Below are 16,213 nucleotides of genomic sequence, written 5' to 3' on the forward strand. Positions count from 1 at the left end.
TACCACAGGGTGGTTACAGGGATCCGAAAGGGTCGCACCCCGTTGCTGCGAAAGCAGTTCGCCGAGCGCGACGCAAGAATGACCTGCCCCGTCGAACGCATGCAATCGACGGCTGAGAATCCCTCCTAGAGAGGGATTCGCCGTTTCTGGGCACCCAGTTTTTTCTCCTCACGTCTTAGGCCGGTTCCGGACTTCTTTAGGGCATTGCCCTTTCGGCTTTTTCTGGGTATCTACTGCTACCTTAAAGATGCTGAACCCCTTTTTGTTGATTGGCACCCCCGGTGAGCCTTCGCCGAGCCGTGCAAAGAACGCGCTGGTGACGTGGATTCGCAACACTCGGTTTTCCCGAAAAATAGCCATGCAGATCTTGAACGGCTCCACCGCCCCGCTTTCGTTGTTCAACACGTCGAGGGTGAAAAAACTTTCGCCTTGTGTCAGGTAGACCGTAGCACCGTCAAGCTTTTCCAACATGCTCCGTAGCTGCTTTGATGCCTCGTAGCGCTCCATACAGATGAACTGGCTCTCGCGACCGTCAGCGTATTTCAGAGGGATATTGTGCTGGGTGTCATCCTTGGTAAAGCAATGCAGACCATAGGTGACGACAAAACTGATCGGATCCCCTTCTTTCTGGAAGACGACTTCATGGGTGTCGAGATGCCCAAGATCATACGAGACTCCGTCATGCACAAATGGCTCCCAATGCTGGATGGAGTCCACATGAAATTTTTTAGGCAAGCCAATCCCTCGGACGCGGTTATTAGATTAATTGGTCAATTTTACCTGAAAAAAACACTGCCATTTGCATCGTCCTGAGTAGCCCTACCCGCGAAGGGCCATTTAACGAACCTCCTCATTATGCGCAGGGCTATTCGGATCTTGGAGTTTTCACCAGAGGTAGTTCGTGTCACGTTGGTGAGCACCAGTTGTACTACTGAACTGTACTGCTTAGGTTCCGCTCCAGCATACAACTGTAGGCGCTGCTTCACCGGAGACGCTACCAAGGTTTTCTTTCTCAGCTCAATCCAAATGGCCACATTGGTCAGGCTGTCTACACCCTATCGGTGCCCCTTCCACTGGTCATGCTAAGCATCTGTCATACAGACCCAACGGCCTCTTTCACAGCTGTGTGTCATTAGTGGCCGAAACTCCAAGCAGTGAAAAAGTCTGAACACTCATAAAGAATTCCATGTTGGATTCCATGTGGAATCCAATTTGAATTCCTTTAGGAATTCCTTTAGGAATTCCATGTAGAATTCCATGTAGAATTCCATGTAGAATTCCATGTAGAATTCCTTTAGGAATCTATAAAGGAATTCCTTATAGAATCTATCGTAGTTACCAGATAGAATTCAAACGGAATTCCAAGGGTATCATTTACCCGTCAACTCAACGAGAAGGGCCCCGCTATGCCAGTTATTGTGTTCGTCTCACCTAAAGGCGGTGCTGGCAAAACGACATCATGCCTTGCGTTATCCGAACAAATCGCACGACGCGTTCCTATTACCGTCATTGATGCCGACCCCAACCATCCAATTAAGTCGTGGGCAGAGGGAGGTAATGCGCCGACAAACATGACGATAATTTCGGACGTGACTGATAAGACGATCGGCGAGACGATCGCCGATGCCGCTACGAAAACACCTTTCGTGATTGTTGATCTAGAAGGTACGGCGGCAACTATCGTCGCGTATGCGATTGCAGAGTCGGATTTTGTGGTGGTACCGACGCAGGGCTCGCAGCTAGACGCAGAGCAAGCGAGTAGGGCGTTCGGTTTAATTCGGGCGCATGAACGTGGCATCCAAAAGCATAAACCTGATTACAAACTGCCTTACGCCGTTCTGTTCACAAGAACGTCAGCAGCGATTCAAAGCCGAGATACTCGGCATATCCGCAAAAGCTTTGAAGCAGGGGGCATACCGTTCTTTGAGACTGAATTGAACGAACGAGCCGCGTTCAAGGCTATGTTTTCATACCGCTTGCCGCTTGAAATGCTGCCAACTGACGAAGTTTCCAATGTCGGAAAAGCCATAGAAAACGCCGAAGCATTCGCACGAGAACTCATAGCCAGAATCACCTTAGAGGCTCACCAGGAGAAGATTTCATCATGAGTCGCGTAGATCCGTTGGATAGCTTGAAGGATTTCGAGCCTAAAGCAGCCACCGAACAGAAAACAAAGCAAAGCAAAGCTGAGGTGGAAAAAATGGCGAACCAACATGGCTTTGTAAGCCGACAGCCGGCCACTTCACTTCCCCCGGTCGAACGGGCAAAGCGACGTTACAAAACTGGACGCAATGTTCAGATCAACATCAAAGGTGAGCAGGAGACCAAGGATGAACTGTACCGTATTGCTGACGATATCGATCAACCATTAGGTGAAACACTCAAACGAGCGCTGGCAGCCTTGCGACGCGAATTGGGGGCAGGGCAGGGACCTGTATAACGCGCTAGCAGTGAAAGCGTACGCGCTAAGTTGTGAGCTTGGTCCAGCTGATGCGCTGCTGGTCAACACCAAGCCAGACAGAGCCTCTGTGTAAGACTGAAACTTACGCTGCAGAGCGCTCTTTGACTGTCACTTCAATCTGAAGGCCTGCGCCGGGCAACATCTTCACTAAAGCATCAAGGGAAAATTTATCAATTTTCCCTTTAAGCAGGTCGTTCAGCCTAGGTTGCGTTACCTTCAATCTCAGCGCTGCCTCCTTTTGAGCAAGCTCCCAAGAACGTACCTTTCGGGTGAGTGCCCGCATCAGCGTCGAACGTAACTGCAAATTTTCAGCTTCTTCCGGCGACTCAACCAACGCATCCCAAATATTGGCGTGGCGTTCGTTTGTCATCATGATTACCTCGATTGATGAATTTACTCGATACATACCTCATAGGGTTAGGGCTATCGTAGTGCACCTAATGCTTAACCCCTAGCAGATGCAAGGGGGTGCCAGTCCGTCTTAGCCCTGCGACTTCAATCTTTTTTTCGCAAGATCAATGTCACGCTTTTCCGTCTTTTCAGTGGTTTTCTGAAACGCATGCAGTACCGAAATCACGCCTGCTCGATTCGCCACATAAAACACGCGAAAAGCCCCTTGTTTTGCTCGAATTTTAATCTCGTATACGCCTGGTCCAACAGTTTTCACAGGCTTGAAGTTGGATGGATCATCTCCGTGCTTTACCAAGTCAAGCTGGTAGACCACTCGATCACGAATAACGGGTGGAAAGCTCGCGATATCCTTTTCACTGCTGCCACAAAAATCTACTAACTTCGATACCTCTGCCATTGGTAATACCTTAGTAAGTTTTTGATAAAATTGAGTTTTTTCTCAGTATATGAGTAAGCCATCAGCGTTCCCCAGCTTGGTCACCTGCTTGTTTGAACTGCGGCGGCGCCGCAATCCAGAAAATCTTGCATTCCCCATGGAATGCTCATAGGTCTACAGCGCCTATGATGAATCGCACCGAAAGGTGTAGCTCCAATTTATATCAGAACAAGGATAATTCAAAGCATTTTTGGTAAAGATTTCCTTTGAAAGGCAATCGACAATCTCAGCACCTTAAAAGTGGTGATAAAATAGGTTATCACCAATTATTGCCGCTTATCCGTTTCAGATACACCAGAAGCATATCCAGTTGCTTTTGTGACTGAACCGGTCGTCGGTGATCTCCTACGAGCCTATGAAGAGAACCATATGCAGGAACTGACGAAAGGCCATCAGAACGATCAGCGTCGGCTCACATCGGTCGAATTTCAGACGCTGGCCCAAGTTCCGGCCGCGGTCGAGTGGTTTGCCAACCTGGACAACCCTCGAACACGCCGTGCCTACCAAAATGACCTGGAAGACTTCTGTGGTTTTGTTGGATTGGCTTCGGCCGATGAGTTTCGCGTGGTGACCCGATCACATGTTTTGGCCTGGCGTGCCCAGCTCGAGCATCGCGGTTTAGCGGGCGCCACGATCCGGCGCAAGTTGGCGGCACTGGCCAGCCTGTTTGATCACCTACTGGAGAGCAATGCAATTGCCGGGGGCAATCCTGTGCACGGTGTAAAACGACCGAAGATAGAAAGCAACGAAGGCAAGACGCCGGCATTGGGCGATCACCAGGCCAAAGCGCTGCTCGAAGCCCCGGATGAAACAACCCTCAAAGGGCTGCGCGACCGGGCGCTATTGGCTGTTCTGCTTTATCACGGGCTGCGCCGCGAAGAAGCGGCGCTGCTGCAGGTGAGCGACATCCAGGATCGCCGCGGAATTCAGCACCTCAAAGTGCACGGCAAAGGCGGCAAGGTACGGTACCTGCCACTGCACCCAGTAGCGGCCGGGCGTATTCACCAGTACCTGGAAAGCTCAGAGCATCATTTGACGGACAGGAAGGTGCCCCTATTCATACCATTGCGCGGCAAGCTGACCGGTGCCGGCATTACGGCCAACGGCATCTACACCGTGGTGGCGGCCTACGCAAAGATGGCTGGGATTGAGGTTGCCGGTTTGGGGGTGCATGGACTCAGGGCTACTGCGGCGACCAATGCCCTGGAGCATGAGGCCGATATCGCCAAGGTTCAGGCCTGGCTAGGACATGCCAATATCAGTACCACCAAGATCTACGACCGGCGAGAGAACCGGCCGGAGGATTCACCGACCTATAAGGTGAAGTATTAACCACCATTTGGCGGCTTAGTTAATGCTCAACCTGACTTTTTTGTAACCCTCAACTCAGCCAACTGAAAGCCTCTACTCGTTACCTTGGGCCCAGCGGCATGTGCCGCCTTCCCTATACAAGGTGACTCGTTATGAACCTTTCCAAAGCCGTACTCCTTACCCTCGCATTCAGTATTTCCTCGGTCGCCTTTGCTGAAGGTGGTGCCGACCGTGTGTTCGCTCGGATGATGGATGCGCAACAGACAACCCTAAGCAAAAAAGCTGAGGCGCAACTGGCTTCTGCAGATACTAAAAAAACTCAAAGCTCTAAGGCATGTTGCTAACCAACGCGGGTTTTCAAGCTTACAGAAATGTAATCGCGCCGCTTACGATGCTGTGACATCGTCCACTCCAGTACCTTAAACCCAGTACACGGCTTAAATGCCGTCCTTGCCTACCTGGACCCGCGCGTATGGAATCAAGAACTTCTCGACGTACTTTCGTCAAAGGCCTCGCGGCTGCCGGCGTGCTAGGTGGGCTAGGCTTGTGGCGTTCGCCCAGCTGGGCGGCGTCCGGCTCGCCGGCGCTCAGCGTGTTGAGCGGTACGGAGTTCGACCTGTCTATTGGCGAGATGCCGGTAAACATCACCGGCAGGCGTCGCACAGCGATGGCGATCAATGGCGGGCTGCCGGGCCCCCTGCTGCGCTGGAAAGAGGGTGACACTGTCACGCTCCGGGTACGCAACCGGCTCGACGCTGCAACCTCCATACACTGGCACGGCATTATCCTGCCGCCGAACATGGACGGCGTTCCAGGACTGAGCTTCGCGGGCATCGAGCCGGGTGGCGTGTACGTCTACCAGTTCAAGGTCCAACAGAACGGGACGTACTGGTACCACAGCCACTCCGGATTTCAGGAGCAGGTGGGGGTGTATGGCCCGCTCGTCATCGAGGCGAAAGAGCCCGAGCCTTTCAAGTACGACAGTGAACATGTGGTGATGCTGACCGACTGGACGGATGAAGATCCCGTCTCGCTGATGCGTACCCTCAAAAAGCAGTCCGATTACTACAACTTCCACAAGCGCACAGTCGGTGACTTCGTCAACGATGTGGCTGATAAGGGCTGGGCCGCAACCGTCGCGGATCGCAAGATGTGGGCCGAGATGAAGATGAACCCCACGGACCTTGCGGACGTGAGCGGGGCCACCTACACGTACCTGCTCAATGGTCAGGCCCCCAATATGAACTGGACCGGCTTGTTCCGTCCTGGCGAAAAGCTGCGCCTGCGGTTCATCAACGGCTCGGCTATGACGTACTTCGACATCCGTATTCCAGGCCTGAAAATGACCGTGGTAGCTTCGGATGGCCAGTTCGTGAACCCGGTTGAGGTCGATGAATTACGCATTGCCGTGGCCGAAACCTTCGATGTGATCGTTGAGCCCACTGCCGAGGCGTACACGGTCTTTGCTCAATCCATGGATCGCACGGGCTACGCCCGCGGCACCCTAGCCGTGCGGGAAGGCTTGGTAGCCCAGGTCCCCCCCCTTGATCCTCGTCCGCTGGTCACGATGGACGATATGGGCATGGGTGGTATGGACCATGGCAGCATGGATGGCATGAGCGGCATGGATTCGGGTGCCGACGACGGCATGCAGACCATGAGCAGCATGGGGGGCGACTCCATGCCCGCCATGGACCATAGCAAAATGTCTACCATGCAGGGTATGGAACATGGCGCTATGTCGGGCATGGACCATGGTGCGATGGGCGGCATGGGCGGCATGGGCGGCATGGTGATGCAGAGCCACCCTGCCAGCGAGAACGACAACCCGCTGGTGGACATGCAGGCCATGAGCCCTACCGCCAAGCTGAACGATCCTGGCTTGGGCCTGCGTAATAACGGGCGCAAGGTGCTCACCTATGCCGACCTTAAAAGCACCTTCGAAGACCCTGACGGGCGTGAGCCGAGCCGGACCATTGAGCTGCACCTGACCGGGCACATGGAAAAATTTGCATGGTCGTTTGACGGCATCAAATTCGCGGACGCCCAACCTCTGATACTCAAATACGGCGAACGGGTAAGAATCGTGCTGCTGAATGACACGATGATGACTCACCCGATCCATCTGCATGGGATGTGGAGTGACTTGGAGGACGAGGACGGAAACTTCAGGGTGCGCAAGCACACCATTGATATGCCGCCAGGCTCCAAGCGCAGCTACCGTGTCACCGCTGATGCCCTGGGGCGCTGGGCCTATCACTGTCACCTGCTCTACCACATGGAGATGGGTATGTTCCGCGAAGTTCGGGTAGAGGAGTGAGGCCAATGACTGTTTTGAATAGACTCCACGTTTGTTCACTGCTCGCGGTCAGCAGCCTGGGAATGCTCCCAGTGGGCGTGTTTGCGGCAGAGGCCGCTATGCCGGGCGTGGACCACAGCCAGATGCAAGGCATGGATCATTCCAAAATGCAGGGTATGGACCACAGCCAGATGCAGGGTATGGACCACAGCCAGATGCAGGGCATGGATCATTCCAAAATGCAGGGTATGGACCATAGCCAGATGCAGGGCATGGACTCGGACATGACGACCATGGCCCCCAGCAAGCCTGCGGCACCGACACAAAGCCGCACGCCTATTGCGCCTGTCACCGATGCCAATCGGGCTGCGGTCTACCGAAGTGCCAAAGGCCACACTGTCCATGACGAAGCAGCTAATTATTTCCTGCTCTTCGATCAACTCGAATGGCAGGACGCCGACAACGGCAGCGTCCTTAATTGGGACGTTAACGGCTGGGTGGGTGGTGACATCGACCGGCTCTGGATTCGCTCCGAGGGCGAACGTACCAACGGCAAGACCGAATCGGCCGAGCTGCAAGCGCTGTGGGGCCATGCGATCAGTCCTTGGTGGGACCTGGTCGGCGGCGTCCGGCAGGACTTCAAGCCAGGCTCGCCGCAAACCTGGGCTGCATTTGGCCTCCAGGGCCTCGCTTTATACAACTTCGAAGCCGAAGCGACTGCGTTTCTTGGTGAAGGCGGCCAAACCGGGTTAAGGCTGGAAGGCGACTACGACATTTTGCTGACTAACCGGCTGATTTTACAGCCCACGGCTGAGGTTAATTTCTACGGTCAGAGCGATCCTCAGCGCGGCATCGGCTCTGGCCTGTCTGAAACCGAAGTCGGCGTACGACTGCGCTACGAAATCCGCCGCGAGTTTGCCCCGTACATTGGCGTCACCTGGAACCGCTCCTACGGCAATACAGCCGACTTTGCCCGCGAGGAAGGCGAGGACCGCAGCGAGGCCCGCTTAGTCCTGGGCGTGCGCATGTGGTTCTGAGCCGTTCTAGTCTGAAAATCTGATCCCCCACGAACGGCCTTTTTGGGCTGTAAGGAGTTCGCATGTTGTTGAACCGCACAAGTTTCGTCACGCTCTTTGCCGCTGGGATGCTGGTCAGCGCATTGGCCCAAGCCCACCCCAAGCTGGTGTCTTCGACTCCGGCTGAAGGTAGTGAAGGCGCGGCCCCTGCCAAGATCGAGCTGCATTTCTCCGAAAACCTGGTTACCCAATTTTCCGGCGCGAAGCTGGTCATGACGGCGATGCCAGGCATGGAACACTCACCGATGGCAGTCAAAGCCGCGGTATCGGGCGGGGGTGACCCCAAGACCATGGTGATTACCCCGGCCTCACCTCTGACGGCAGGCACCTACAAGGTCGATTGGCGGGCAGTGTCTTCCGATACCCACCCGATTACCGGTAGCGTGACGTTTAAGGTCAAGTAAACATGGAAGATCCGCTCAGCATCGCAGTTCGTTTCGCGCTGTATACCGATTTGATGATGCTGTTCGGGCTGGCCCTCTTTGGCCTTTACAGCCTACGCGGCGCAGAACGCCGTTCGGGCGCTGTATTGCCTTTCAGGCCCCTTCTGAGCGCGACCGCTTTGATCGGCCTGTTGTTGTCGGTTGTCTCCATTGTGCTCATGGCCAAAGCCATGAGCGGTGCGTCTGAATGGCTAGAGGCTGTGCCTCACGCCGAGATGATGGTGACGCAGACGGAGCTTGGCACTGCCTGGCTCATCCGCATGGCCGCACTGGTGGGGGCTGCTGTGACCATCGCCTTCAACCTTCGGGTGCCCATGGCAAGCCTGCTGATGGTTTCGCTGCTGGGAGGCGTGGCCCTGGCGACCTTGGCCTGGACGGGCCACGGGGCCATGGACGAAGGCTCCCGGCGCTTTTGGCACTTCAGCGCGGACATCCTTCATCTGTGGTCCTCGGGCGGCTGGTTCGGCGCGCTGGTGGCGTTTGCACTGATGCTGCGGCCCAACAAGGTCGAAACCCTACAGTCAGTCCAGGTGCTGTCGCGCACGCTCAGCGGTTTCGAACGGGCCGGCGCGGTGATCGTGGCGTTGATCGTCCTCTCGGGCGTGGTGAACTATCTGTTCATCGTCGGCCCCCAGGTCAGTGGTGTGGTGGAAAGCACCTACGGGGTGTTGCTGCTGGGCAAGCTGGCACTGTTTGGCCTTATGGTCGGATTGGCCTCAGCTAACCGCTTTGTCCTGAGCCCGGCGTTTGAACGGGCGGTCCACCGGGGCGAGTACGCGCGAGCGGCCCGCTCGATCCGCTACAGCATGGCCCTGGAACTGGGCGCCGCCGTCTTGGTGTTGGGCCTGATTGCCTGGCTTGGCACACTGTCCCCTGAGATGGAAGCGGGGATGTGAGTGTGCCTGACCCTGTTTTACCGTCACACTGGGCCGGTGCCGTGGAGGGTCGAACATGAAACTGCTGGTAGCCGAAGACGAACCTAAAACTGGAATCTATCTGCAGCAAGGCCTGCGGGAGGCCGGCTTCAACGTGGACCGCGTGGTCACAGGCACAGATGCCGTTGACCAGGCGCTCAATGAAGCCTATGACCTGTTGATTCTCGACGTGATGATGCCAGGCCTTGATGGCTGGGAAGTCATCAGACGCCTTCGCACCGCTGGCCAGTCCGTACCGGTGCTGTTTCTGACCGCACGGGACGGGGTAGACGACCGGGTCAAGGGCCTGGAGCTGGGCGCCGATGATTATCTGGTCAAGCCGTTTGCCTTTTCAGAACTGCTGGCACGGGTGCGAACGCTGTTACGGCGCGGCAGCAGCAGCCTGCAGGTTCAAACGAGCCTGCAAATCGGAGACCTTCAGGTGGATTTGCTCAAGCGTCGGGCGACTCGGGGCGGCAAGCGAATCGAGCTTACGGCCAAAGAGTTTGCACTGCTGGAACTGCTGATGCGCCGGCAGGGTGAAGTGCTGTCCAAATCGCTGATCGCCTCCCAGGTCTGGGACATGAATTTCGATAGCGACACAAATGTTATCGAGGTGGCGATACGACGGTTGAGGGCCAAGATTGACGATGACTTCGAGGTAAAACTGCTGCATACCTGCCGGGGAATGGGTTACATGCTAGAGGCGCAGGACGAAGGATGAAGCCTGGCTCACTCACCCTGCGCTTGAGCCTTCTGTTTGTGGTCGCGGTCGCCGCCGTCCTAATCATTGTAGGGGTTGCCTTCAACGAGCTGAGCCGTCACCACTTTCGCGCCCTGGATGCGCAGGCGCTGGGAGAAAAGCTGGAAGCGATTACCCAGATTGCCAAGGAATCAGGCGCAAACCCGGAACTGCTCAAGGCGCGCTGGCACACCCTCCTGGGGGCACATCCCGATCTCAGTGCTGTATTTCTGAAGACCGATGGAACGCCTTTTTTTGCAGAACCTCCCCAATCAGCGGTGCCGTCGCTCGCGCAGGCCACCCAGCGCGATGGCGTCTGGGAGTGGGAAAAAGAAGGCCGCATGTTCAGGGCCCTGACCGCCTCGGTATCGTTGCCCACTGCCAGCCCGCCGCTGACCGCGTGGCTTGTCCTGGACGTCACCACGCATATGCACTTCTTTGCCATGCTTGAACGCTGGTTCTGGGGCGTCCTATTGGCTAGTACCGTGTTAAGCGCGGCCCTGGGGTGGCTGGTCGCCAAGAACGGGCTACGCCCGGTAGCCAGGGTGACCCAGACCGCCGCCTCGATGTCCGCGGGCTCGCTAAAGGAACGCATACCCTTGGAGCCAGTGCCGGATGAGTTGCGCGCGCTCATCACCGCGTTCAATTCCATGCTCGGTCGCCTGGATGATTCCTTCATGCGCCTATCGAATTTCTCCGCTGACATCGCGCATGAGCTTCGCACCCCGATCAGCAACCTGCGCACCCACACCGAGGTGATCCTGGCCAAAAAGCGTGCGCCCGAGGTGTACGAAGAGAACTTGAGCTCCAACCTGGAAGAGCTCAACCGTCTTTCGGGAATCATCGACGGCATGCTGTTCCTGGCCAAGTCCGACAACGGGCTAATTGTGCCTGAGGCTGTTGAACTGGATCTGAGAACAGTCATCAGCAAGCTGTTCGGCTATTACGAATTTCTGGCCGAGGACAAGGGGATTCAGCTACAAGCATCAGGCAACGCCTCGATCTTCGCGGACAGCGTGATGATCGACCGTGTCGTGTCGAACCTGCTGTCCAATGCCCTGCGCTATACGTCGTCCGGAGAGACGATCAAGGTCAGCATCCACGATCACGGAGGAAGGGTAGAGCTTCGATTGGAAAATCCTGGCCCTGAAATAGTACCGCAGCACCTAGACCGCATCTTTGACCGGTTCTACCGGGTGGATCCGGCGCGGCGCGAAGGCGCCGGGAATGCGGGGCTGGGGCTAGCGATTGCCCGGTCCTTGATGCAAGCGCATGGCGGCACTATCTCGTGTACATCCCACGAGGGCCGAACGACCTTCATCCTCACCTTCATGCGATCGCCTGCCCCACGAACCTGACATGCCGGCCTGACAGCCTGGGCACCGCTAAGCCAGGCCATACCAGGCTTGGCGAACATGAAACCGGTTGTCACTGCGCCGGGTAGTCAGCCACCACCTCCTGCTCGCCGGTCTTTTTCAGTCCGATGACCTGATAGGCGCTTTTATGCCCTGTTTCCATGCCCGGTGAGCCCATTGGCATGCCAGGTGCCGCCACGCCGATCAGGTCGGTCCGGCGTTCAAGCTCAGCGATCTGTTGGACCGGGACATGCCCCTCGATGAACTTGCCGTTCACCACACCGGTGTGACACGACATCAATTTCTCAGGCACACCCAGCTTGGCCTTCACCGGGCTCATGTTTTCTTCCAGATGGTCATTAACCGTGAAGCCATTGTCCCGCAGGTAAGCAATCCACTTGGAACAGCATCCGCAATTGGGGTCCCGGTACACGTCGATCACATGCGCAGGAGCGGCTTGCGCCACTGACGCTACAGCTAGTGCCATGGCCGCGACAGTGCGCCGTCCAGCGTCAGTAAGGCTTATGAATTTCATGTGCGGCCATCCTATAAACTGAGTGATTTGCAGCTTACCTTGCATCAATGAGATTTTGGACTGCTCAAGCGTTTGCACCAGTACCCCAACGTCATCCCACATGGTATTTGGACAGGGTTGAATCAACGCACTATGCATCGCTCGCTGCTTAATCAGTGTAAGAAATACGTTATCACCAATTATTGCCGTTTATCGGTTTTAGCAACGGAGGACTGATATAGCGATGATTTTGTGACCGAAAGCTTTGAGAACGATTGCAGGATAGCCAATGATGAGAACAATATGCAGGAACTGACGAAAAACCATACGAATGATCAGCGTCGGCTCACGTCGGTCGAATTTCAGACGCTGGCCAAGGTTCCGGCCGCGGTCGAGTGGTTTGCCAACCTGGACAACCCTCGAACACGACGTGCTTACCAAAACGACCTGGAAGACTTCTGTAGTTTTGTCGGCTTGGCTTCGGCCGATGAATTTCGGGTCGTGACCCGATCGCATGTTTTAGCCTGGCGCGCCCAGCTCGAGCATCGCGGTTTGGCCGGAGCCACGATCCGGCGCAAATTGGCCGCGCTGGCCAGCCTCTTTGATCACCTCCTGGAGAACAATGCGATCGCCGGCGGCAATCCAGTGCATGGGGTAAAACGTCCCAGGATAGAAAGCAATGAAGGCAAGACGCCGGCGTTGGGTGACCACCAGGCGAAGGCGCTGCTCGAGGCGCCGGATGAAACAACACTTAAAGGGCAGCGCGACCGGGCGCTATTGGCTGTTCTTCTCTATCACGGACTGCGCCGTGAAGAAGCGGCGCTGCTGCAGGTTAGCGACATTCAGGAGCGCCGCGGTATTCAGCATCTGAAGGTTCACGGCAAGGGCGGCAAGGTGCGATACCTCCCGTTGCACCCGATCGCAGCCGGGCGTATTCATCAGTACCTGGAAAACTCAGAGCATCATCTGGCCGAACGGAAGGTGCCACTGTTCATGCCGCTGCGAGGTAAATTGACCGGCGCCGGTATCACGGCAAACGGCATCTATGCCGTCGTCACGGCCTACGCGAAAAAGGCCGGGATTGAGGTCGACGGCCTTGGGGTTCATGGACTCCGAGCAACGGCAGCCACCAACGCCTTGGAGCATGAAGCCGATATCGCCAAGGTCCAGGCCTGGCTGGGTCATGCCAACATCAGCACGACCAAGATCTACGATCGGCGGGAGAACCGGCCGGAGGATTCACCCACCTATAAAGTGAAGTATTAATTGAAGTGATCGAGGCCTAAGCGGCAGCTCACCCACGCGCACTGCCGAGGATGTGGTGCAACGCTGCCCATGGATGATGACCTTCCACATCGCTGGCTGGACAGGTGTCGGCATGTAGAAAGGGGCTTTCGCAGTCTTCCAGCGCTTGGCTTTCCATGCAGCCAGTGCATACAGCACGTCCGGCAACGATCGACCATCGACCGTTCCATTCCTCAACACCTCGTTCAGTATCCACTGTTTCGACTCCTCAGCGTACGTTTGTTAGATGCTGAAGGTAGCGCTGTGCGGGCCGGTTTGATACGCCCAAAACCATACCCTTGTTTGAGTTGTAAGCCATGCGCACCAACCAATAAAGCGACGCCTGTTGGTCGGCTTATTAACGGCAGCTTTCGGCCGATTCTGTTGAAAAAGTCGGATTTTCAAACTGGAAGATTTCGAAGTTGATCGTCTCTTCAGAACCTGTTCACCACGTTGCGTGGCTTTCCGGTTCTGCGTTGATCGTTGCAGCTTGGTTAGTAGGTTGATTTGAAGGTTTTTGCTGATCCCAGGCGCGCCTATCCCGTAGTCGGTGGCCCTTGAGAGGTCAGTTTCGCCAGTCGTCTTAGATTCTGTACCGCAGCCGCCAAGGTGAATTCGTCGTTCGCACCGGTCATTCCTCGTAGTCGCAACCGATCCAGTTTCAGGATTCGCTTGAGATGAGCGAACAACATTTCGACCTTCTTGCGCTCATGGCGAGAACACACGTATTGAGGTGTCTTGGCGATGCGCCGCGCAACTTCGCGCGCCGCTTCATGGACGCTGCGTGCGATTTTTCTAAACGAAGTGCTCGGGCAGCAGCGCTCTTTCATTGAGCATTTAGCACAGTCGGTTTGCCGGGATCGAAAGATGATGGTGTCGGCTTTCGTGATATGTGAGCGTTGGTTCTTGAAGGCCCGCCATTCGCTACGCAGAGCGTGTCCGGTGGGGCAACGATATTCCTGCGCTTCTTCATGCCATTGAAAATCGCTGATTGAGAGGCTGTCGTTCTTGCGCTCGGTTTTGTCCCAAACCGGTACATGTGGCTCGATGTCTTTTTCGTCGACCATCCAGGCCAACATCGGTGCGGTCCCATAAGCGGTATCGCCGATGAGCCGATCCGGCTTGATGTCGAACTGTTCTTCGACCCGCTCGATCATGGTCTTGGTGCTCTCGACCTCGGCAGTTCGATGCGCTGGCGTCGGCTCCACGTCCATGATCACGCCATGCTCGACATCAATCAGGTAGTTCGTCGAGTAAGCGAAAAACGCCGGGCCTCCTGGTGCGGCTGTCCAACGAGAGAGTGGATCAGTCAGTGACAGGCGCTTGGGCAGCGCTTCGGCCAACGCCTCTTCATCCAGCGCTTCGAGGTACTCACGCACCGCGCGAGTACTCAGCGACGGATCGCGCCAGTTGATTTCATCATCGCCAGGTACGCCACGTTGCCGACTGGCATCTGCCTTGATGACGCTGGCGTCGACCGCAAACCCTTCGCCCTTGACCAGACCTGCGTCCATGCAGCGACGCAGCACCTCGTTGAACAGCCAGCGAAACAGCGAGCTGTCACGAAAACGACCGTGGCGATTCTTGGAAAACGTAGAGTGATTGGGGACTTCGTCTTCGAGGCTTAAGCGGCAGAACCAGCGATACGCCAGGTTCAAATGAGCCTCTTCGCACAACCGACGTTCGGAGCGAATGCCGTAGCAGTAGCCCACCACCAACAGGCGAATCATCAGTTCGGGATCAATCGAAGGTCGCCCGATCGGGCTATAAAAATCGGCGAGATAATGGCGCAGATCGCTTAGATCGAGGCATCGATCAATGCTGCGCAGGAGGTGATTGGCTGGGATGTGATCTTCAATGTTGAACGAGTAAAACAGTCTCTCTTGTCCGCTCGACAATTGTCCCATCATGCTGCGAATCCTCCCGCTGGCCGATGACCTGATTTTGCCGCAGACCAGGCAGGAGATCTACTTTTTCAACAGAATCGGCCATAAGCAGACCTTCGCCCGCATATTTACGATGCCCTACCGTTCTAATTGGCGTTGCCTCAGAATATCGGTCCACTAGCGGCTGGATGGAACCACCATGCGCATCGTCACAGACTCCCGGCCAAACGAAATCCTCAGGCTGGCGTTACGGGAATACGTCCAAGGTGTACCGTACCTCGGCCCCATTTTTCGTTGAAATGATCCATCAAAAGATTTATGAGGCGCGGCGGCTGTATGTTGGCGAAAATATCAGGTGTGTATTCTTCTGGTTTGCGCCACTGACAAAGCCAGTGGCGTAAGCCAGCCTATTAATTATTTGACGTTACGGCTTGGCAACATGCCAGACTTGGTTGACGCCGTCACCGGTTGTATCCCCTGGCTTGGTATCTTTGACCCAGCTGTAAAGTGGCATGCCTTTGTATGCCCATTGTTTTGTGCCATCGTCTCGAGTGACGACAGAGTAATCATGACCCGCTTTCGCGTCTGCGGATACCGGTAAAGGTGGCCAGTTTGAAGCGCATGGCCCATTGCAGACCGACTTGCCCGAGGTGTCCTTACCGAAGGTATAAAGAGTCATTCCTTTCACGTCTACGAGTACTTTTCCCTTGTCCGTTTCAGCAAGCTTGACTGGCGCATCGGCGAGCGCCAAACCCGACATGCAGCTGGCGGCAACAGCGACGGTGAGAATCATCTTTTTGAACATATGTATTTCCTTTGGTCATTTTTAATTTTTAGAAGACCCACCTGCTTTTGAAACGGCAAGCGATCAGACAGTAGACGAGCCACAAACAGGTTAATTCGATTCCGTAGAAAAAACGTCCCGATATCATTTTTTGCTGGAATGCTGGGCTCCCCCCCCCGGACCCTATGCCTTCCTCAATTGAGCAAAGCGACGCTCACGGTCACGCATCACTGGCTCATCTCAATGAGCGACGGCGATCCATCATCCAGGACTCATCATTTTCACTCATTATTATTC

At 55.5% G+C, this 16,213-nt stretch carries 18 protein-coding genes; 11 read left to right on the forward strand and 7 right to left on the reverse strand.

The window, feature by feature from the left end:
* Window positions 1-168: 168 nt before the first annotated feature.
* Window positions 169-735 (reverse strand): hypothetical protein, encoded by a 567-nt coding sequence (locus CKW31_RS29015; RefSeq protein ID WP_017709576.1) that lies wholly within the window; start codon window positions 733-735, stop codon window positions 169-171.
* A gap of 671 nt (window positions 736-1,406) precedes the next feature.
* Here CKW31_RS29015 and CKW31_RS29025 point away from each other — a divergent pair.
* Both CKW31_RS29025 and CKW31_RS29030 read left to right on the forward strand, forming a co-directional pair.
* The gene (locus tag CKW31_RS29025; protein ID WP_024667343.1) at window positions 1,407-2,108 is read left to right on the forward strand and encodes a ParA family protein; all 702 of its coding nucleotides are present in this window, start codon (window positions 1,407-1,409) and stop codon (window positions 2,106-2,108) included.
* A complete protein-coding gene (locus CKW31_RS29030) occupies window positions 2,105-2,440 on the forward strand; it encodes a hypothetical protein (RefSeq protein WP_017709574.1) in 336 nt (111 codons plus the stop codon). The genes CKW31_RS29025 and CKW31_RS29030 overlap by 4 nt, the downstream gene beginning before the upstream one ends.
* A 103-nt stretch (window positions 2,441-2,543) precedes the next feature.
* Here CKW31_RS29030 and CKW31_RS29035 read toward each other — a convergent pair whose 3' ends face one another.
* Both CKW31_RS29035 and CKW31_RS29040 read right to left on the reverse strand, forming a co-directional pair.
* A complete protein-coding gene (locus CKW31_RS29035; protein WP_020352225.1) occupies window positions 2,544-2,831 on the reverse strand; it encodes a helix-turn-helix domain-containing protein in 288 nt (95 codons plus the stop codon).
* A gap of 111 nt (window positions 2,832-2,942) precedes the next feature.
* Window positions 2,943-3,269, reverse strand: a complete 327-nt coding sequence (locus CKW31_RS29040) for a type II toxin-antitoxin system RelE/ParE family toxin (RefSeq protein ID WP_017709572.1) — start codon at window positions 3,267-3,269, stop codon at window positions 2,943-2,945.
* A 408-nt stretch (window positions 3,270-3,677) separates the two neighbouring features.
* Between CKW31_RS29040 and CKW31_RS29045 the strand changes: the two genes are divergently transcribed.
* The 8 genes from CKW31_RS29045 (at window position 3,678) to CKW31_RS29080 (ending at window position 11,451) form a co-directional block, all read left to right on the forward strand.
* On the forward strand, window positions 3,678-4,640 hold the full coding sequence (locus CKW31_RS29045) for a tyrosine-type recombinase/integrase (RefSeq protein ID WP_003317551.1): 963 nt from the start codon (window positions 3,678-3,680) through the stop codon (window positions 4,638-4,640).
* A 131-nt stretch (window positions 4,641-4,771) separates the two neighbouring features.
* The gene (locus CKW31_RS29050) at window positions 4,772-4,963 is read left to right on the forward strand and encodes a co-regulatory protein PtrA N-terminal domain-containing protein (RefSeq protein WP_003317552.1); all 192 of its coding nucleotides are present in this window, start codon (window positions 4,772-4,774) and stop codon (window positions 4,961-4,963) included.
* 128 nt (window positions 4,964-5,091) lie between these two features.
* Window positions 5,092-6,939: a copper resistance system multicopper oxidase gene (locus tag CKW31_RS29055; protein WP_095102589.1), complete on the forward strand. Its 1,848-nt coding sequence runs from the start codon at window positions 5,092-5,094 to the stop codon at window positions 6,937-6,939.
* A gap of 5 nt (window positions 6,940-6,944) precedes the next feature.
* The gene (locus CKW31_RS29060; RefSeq protein ID WP_095102591.1) at window positions 6,945-7,955 is read left to right on the forward strand and encodes a copper resistance protein B; all 1,011 of its coding nucleotides are present in this window, start codon (window positions 6,945-6,947) and stop codon (window positions 7,953-7,955) included.
* Between the two features lie 62 nt (window positions 7,956-8,017).
* Window positions 8,018-8,398 carry a copper resistance system chaperone CopC gene (gene copC / locus CKW31_RS29065; protein WP_003317555.1) on the forward strand — a complete coding sequence of 127 codons (381 nt, stop codon included), beginning with the start codon at window positions 8,018-8,020 and terminating at the stop codon, window positions 8,396-8,398.
* A 2-nt stretch (window positions 8,399-8,400) separates the two neighbouring features.
* Window positions 8,401-9,333 carry a copper homeostasis membrane protein CopD gene (gene copD / locus CKW31_RS29070; RefSeq protein ID WP_003317556.1) on the forward strand — a complete coding sequence of 311 codons (933 nt, stop codon included), beginning with the start codon at window positions 8,401-8,403 and terminating at the stop codon, window positions 9,331-9,333.
* Window positions 9,334-9,388: 55 nt separating this feature from the next.
* The gene (locus CKW31_RS29075) at window positions 9,389-10,075 is read left to right on the forward strand and encodes a heavy metal response regulator transcription factor (RefSeq protein ID WP_003317557.1); all 687 of its coding nucleotides are present in this window, start codon (window positions 9,389-9,391) and stop codon (window positions 10,073-10,075) included.
* Entirely contained in the window at window positions 10,072-11,451 is a 1,380-nt protein-coding gene (locus CKW31_RS29080; protein ID WP_017709556.1) for a heavy metal sensor histidine kinase, read from the forward strand. Before CKW31_RS29075 ends, CKW31_RS29080 begins: the two co-directional genes overlap by 4 nt.
* 70 nt (window positions 11,452-11,521) lie before the next feature.
* Here the strand turns inward: CKW31_RS29080 and CKW31_RS29085 are convergent, their stop codons facing one another.
* Window positions 11,522-11,983 (reverse strand): DUF411 domain-containing protein, encoded by a 462-nt coding sequence (locus tag CKW31_RS29085; RefSeq protein WP_029240727.1) that lies wholly within the window; start codon window positions 11,981-11,983, stop codon window positions 11,522-11,524.
* A 282-nt stretch (window positions 11,984-12,265) separates the two neighbouring features.
* Between CKW31_RS29085 and CKW31_RS29090 the strand changes: the two genes are divergently transcribed.
* The gene (locus CKW31_RS29090) at window positions 12,266-13,228 is read left to right on the forward strand and encodes a tyrosine-type recombinase/integrase (RefSeq protein ID WP_010924794.1); all 963 of its coding nucleotides are present in this window, start codon (window positions 12,266-12,268) and stop codon (window positions 13,226-13,228) included.
* 28 nt (window positions 13,229-13,256) lie between these two features.
* On the opposite strand, the gene CKW31_RS29095 is transcribed toward CKW31_RS29090, so the two are convergent.
* The 3 genes from CKW31_RS29095 to CKW31_RS29105 all read right to left on the reverse strand — a co-directional run bounded on the left by CKW31_RS29095 (window position 13,257) and on the right by CKW31_RS29105 (window position 15,937).
* Complete coding sequence (locus CKW31_RS29095; RefSeq protein ID WP_161806366.1) at window positions 13,257-13,463, reverse strand: hypothetical protein; 207 nt, start codon at window positions 13,461-13,463, stop codon at window positions 13,257-13,259.
* 319 nt (window positions 13,464-13,782) lie between these two features.
* The gene (locus CKW31_RS29100; protein WP_095102594.1) at window positions 13,783-15,156 is read right to left on the reverse strand and encodes a transposase; all 1,374 of its coding nucleotides are present in this window, start codon (window positions 15,154-15,156) and stop codon (window positions 13,783-13,785) included.
* 400 nt (window positions 15,157-15,556) lie between these two features.
* Window positions 15,557-15,937: a hypothetical protein gene (locus CKW31_RS29105; RefSeq protein WP_010924793.1), complete on the reverse strand. Its 381-nt coding sequence runs from the start codon at window positions 15,935-15,937 to the stop codon at window positions 15,557-15,559.
* Window positions 15,938-16,213: the final 276 nt, after the last annotated feature.

This window comes from Pseudomonas sp. Irchel 3A5 (assembly GCF_900187575.1).
Lineage (GTDB): Bacteria > Pseudomonadota > Gammaproteobacteria > Pseudomonadales > Pseudomonadaceae > Aquipseudomonas > Aquipseudomonas folii.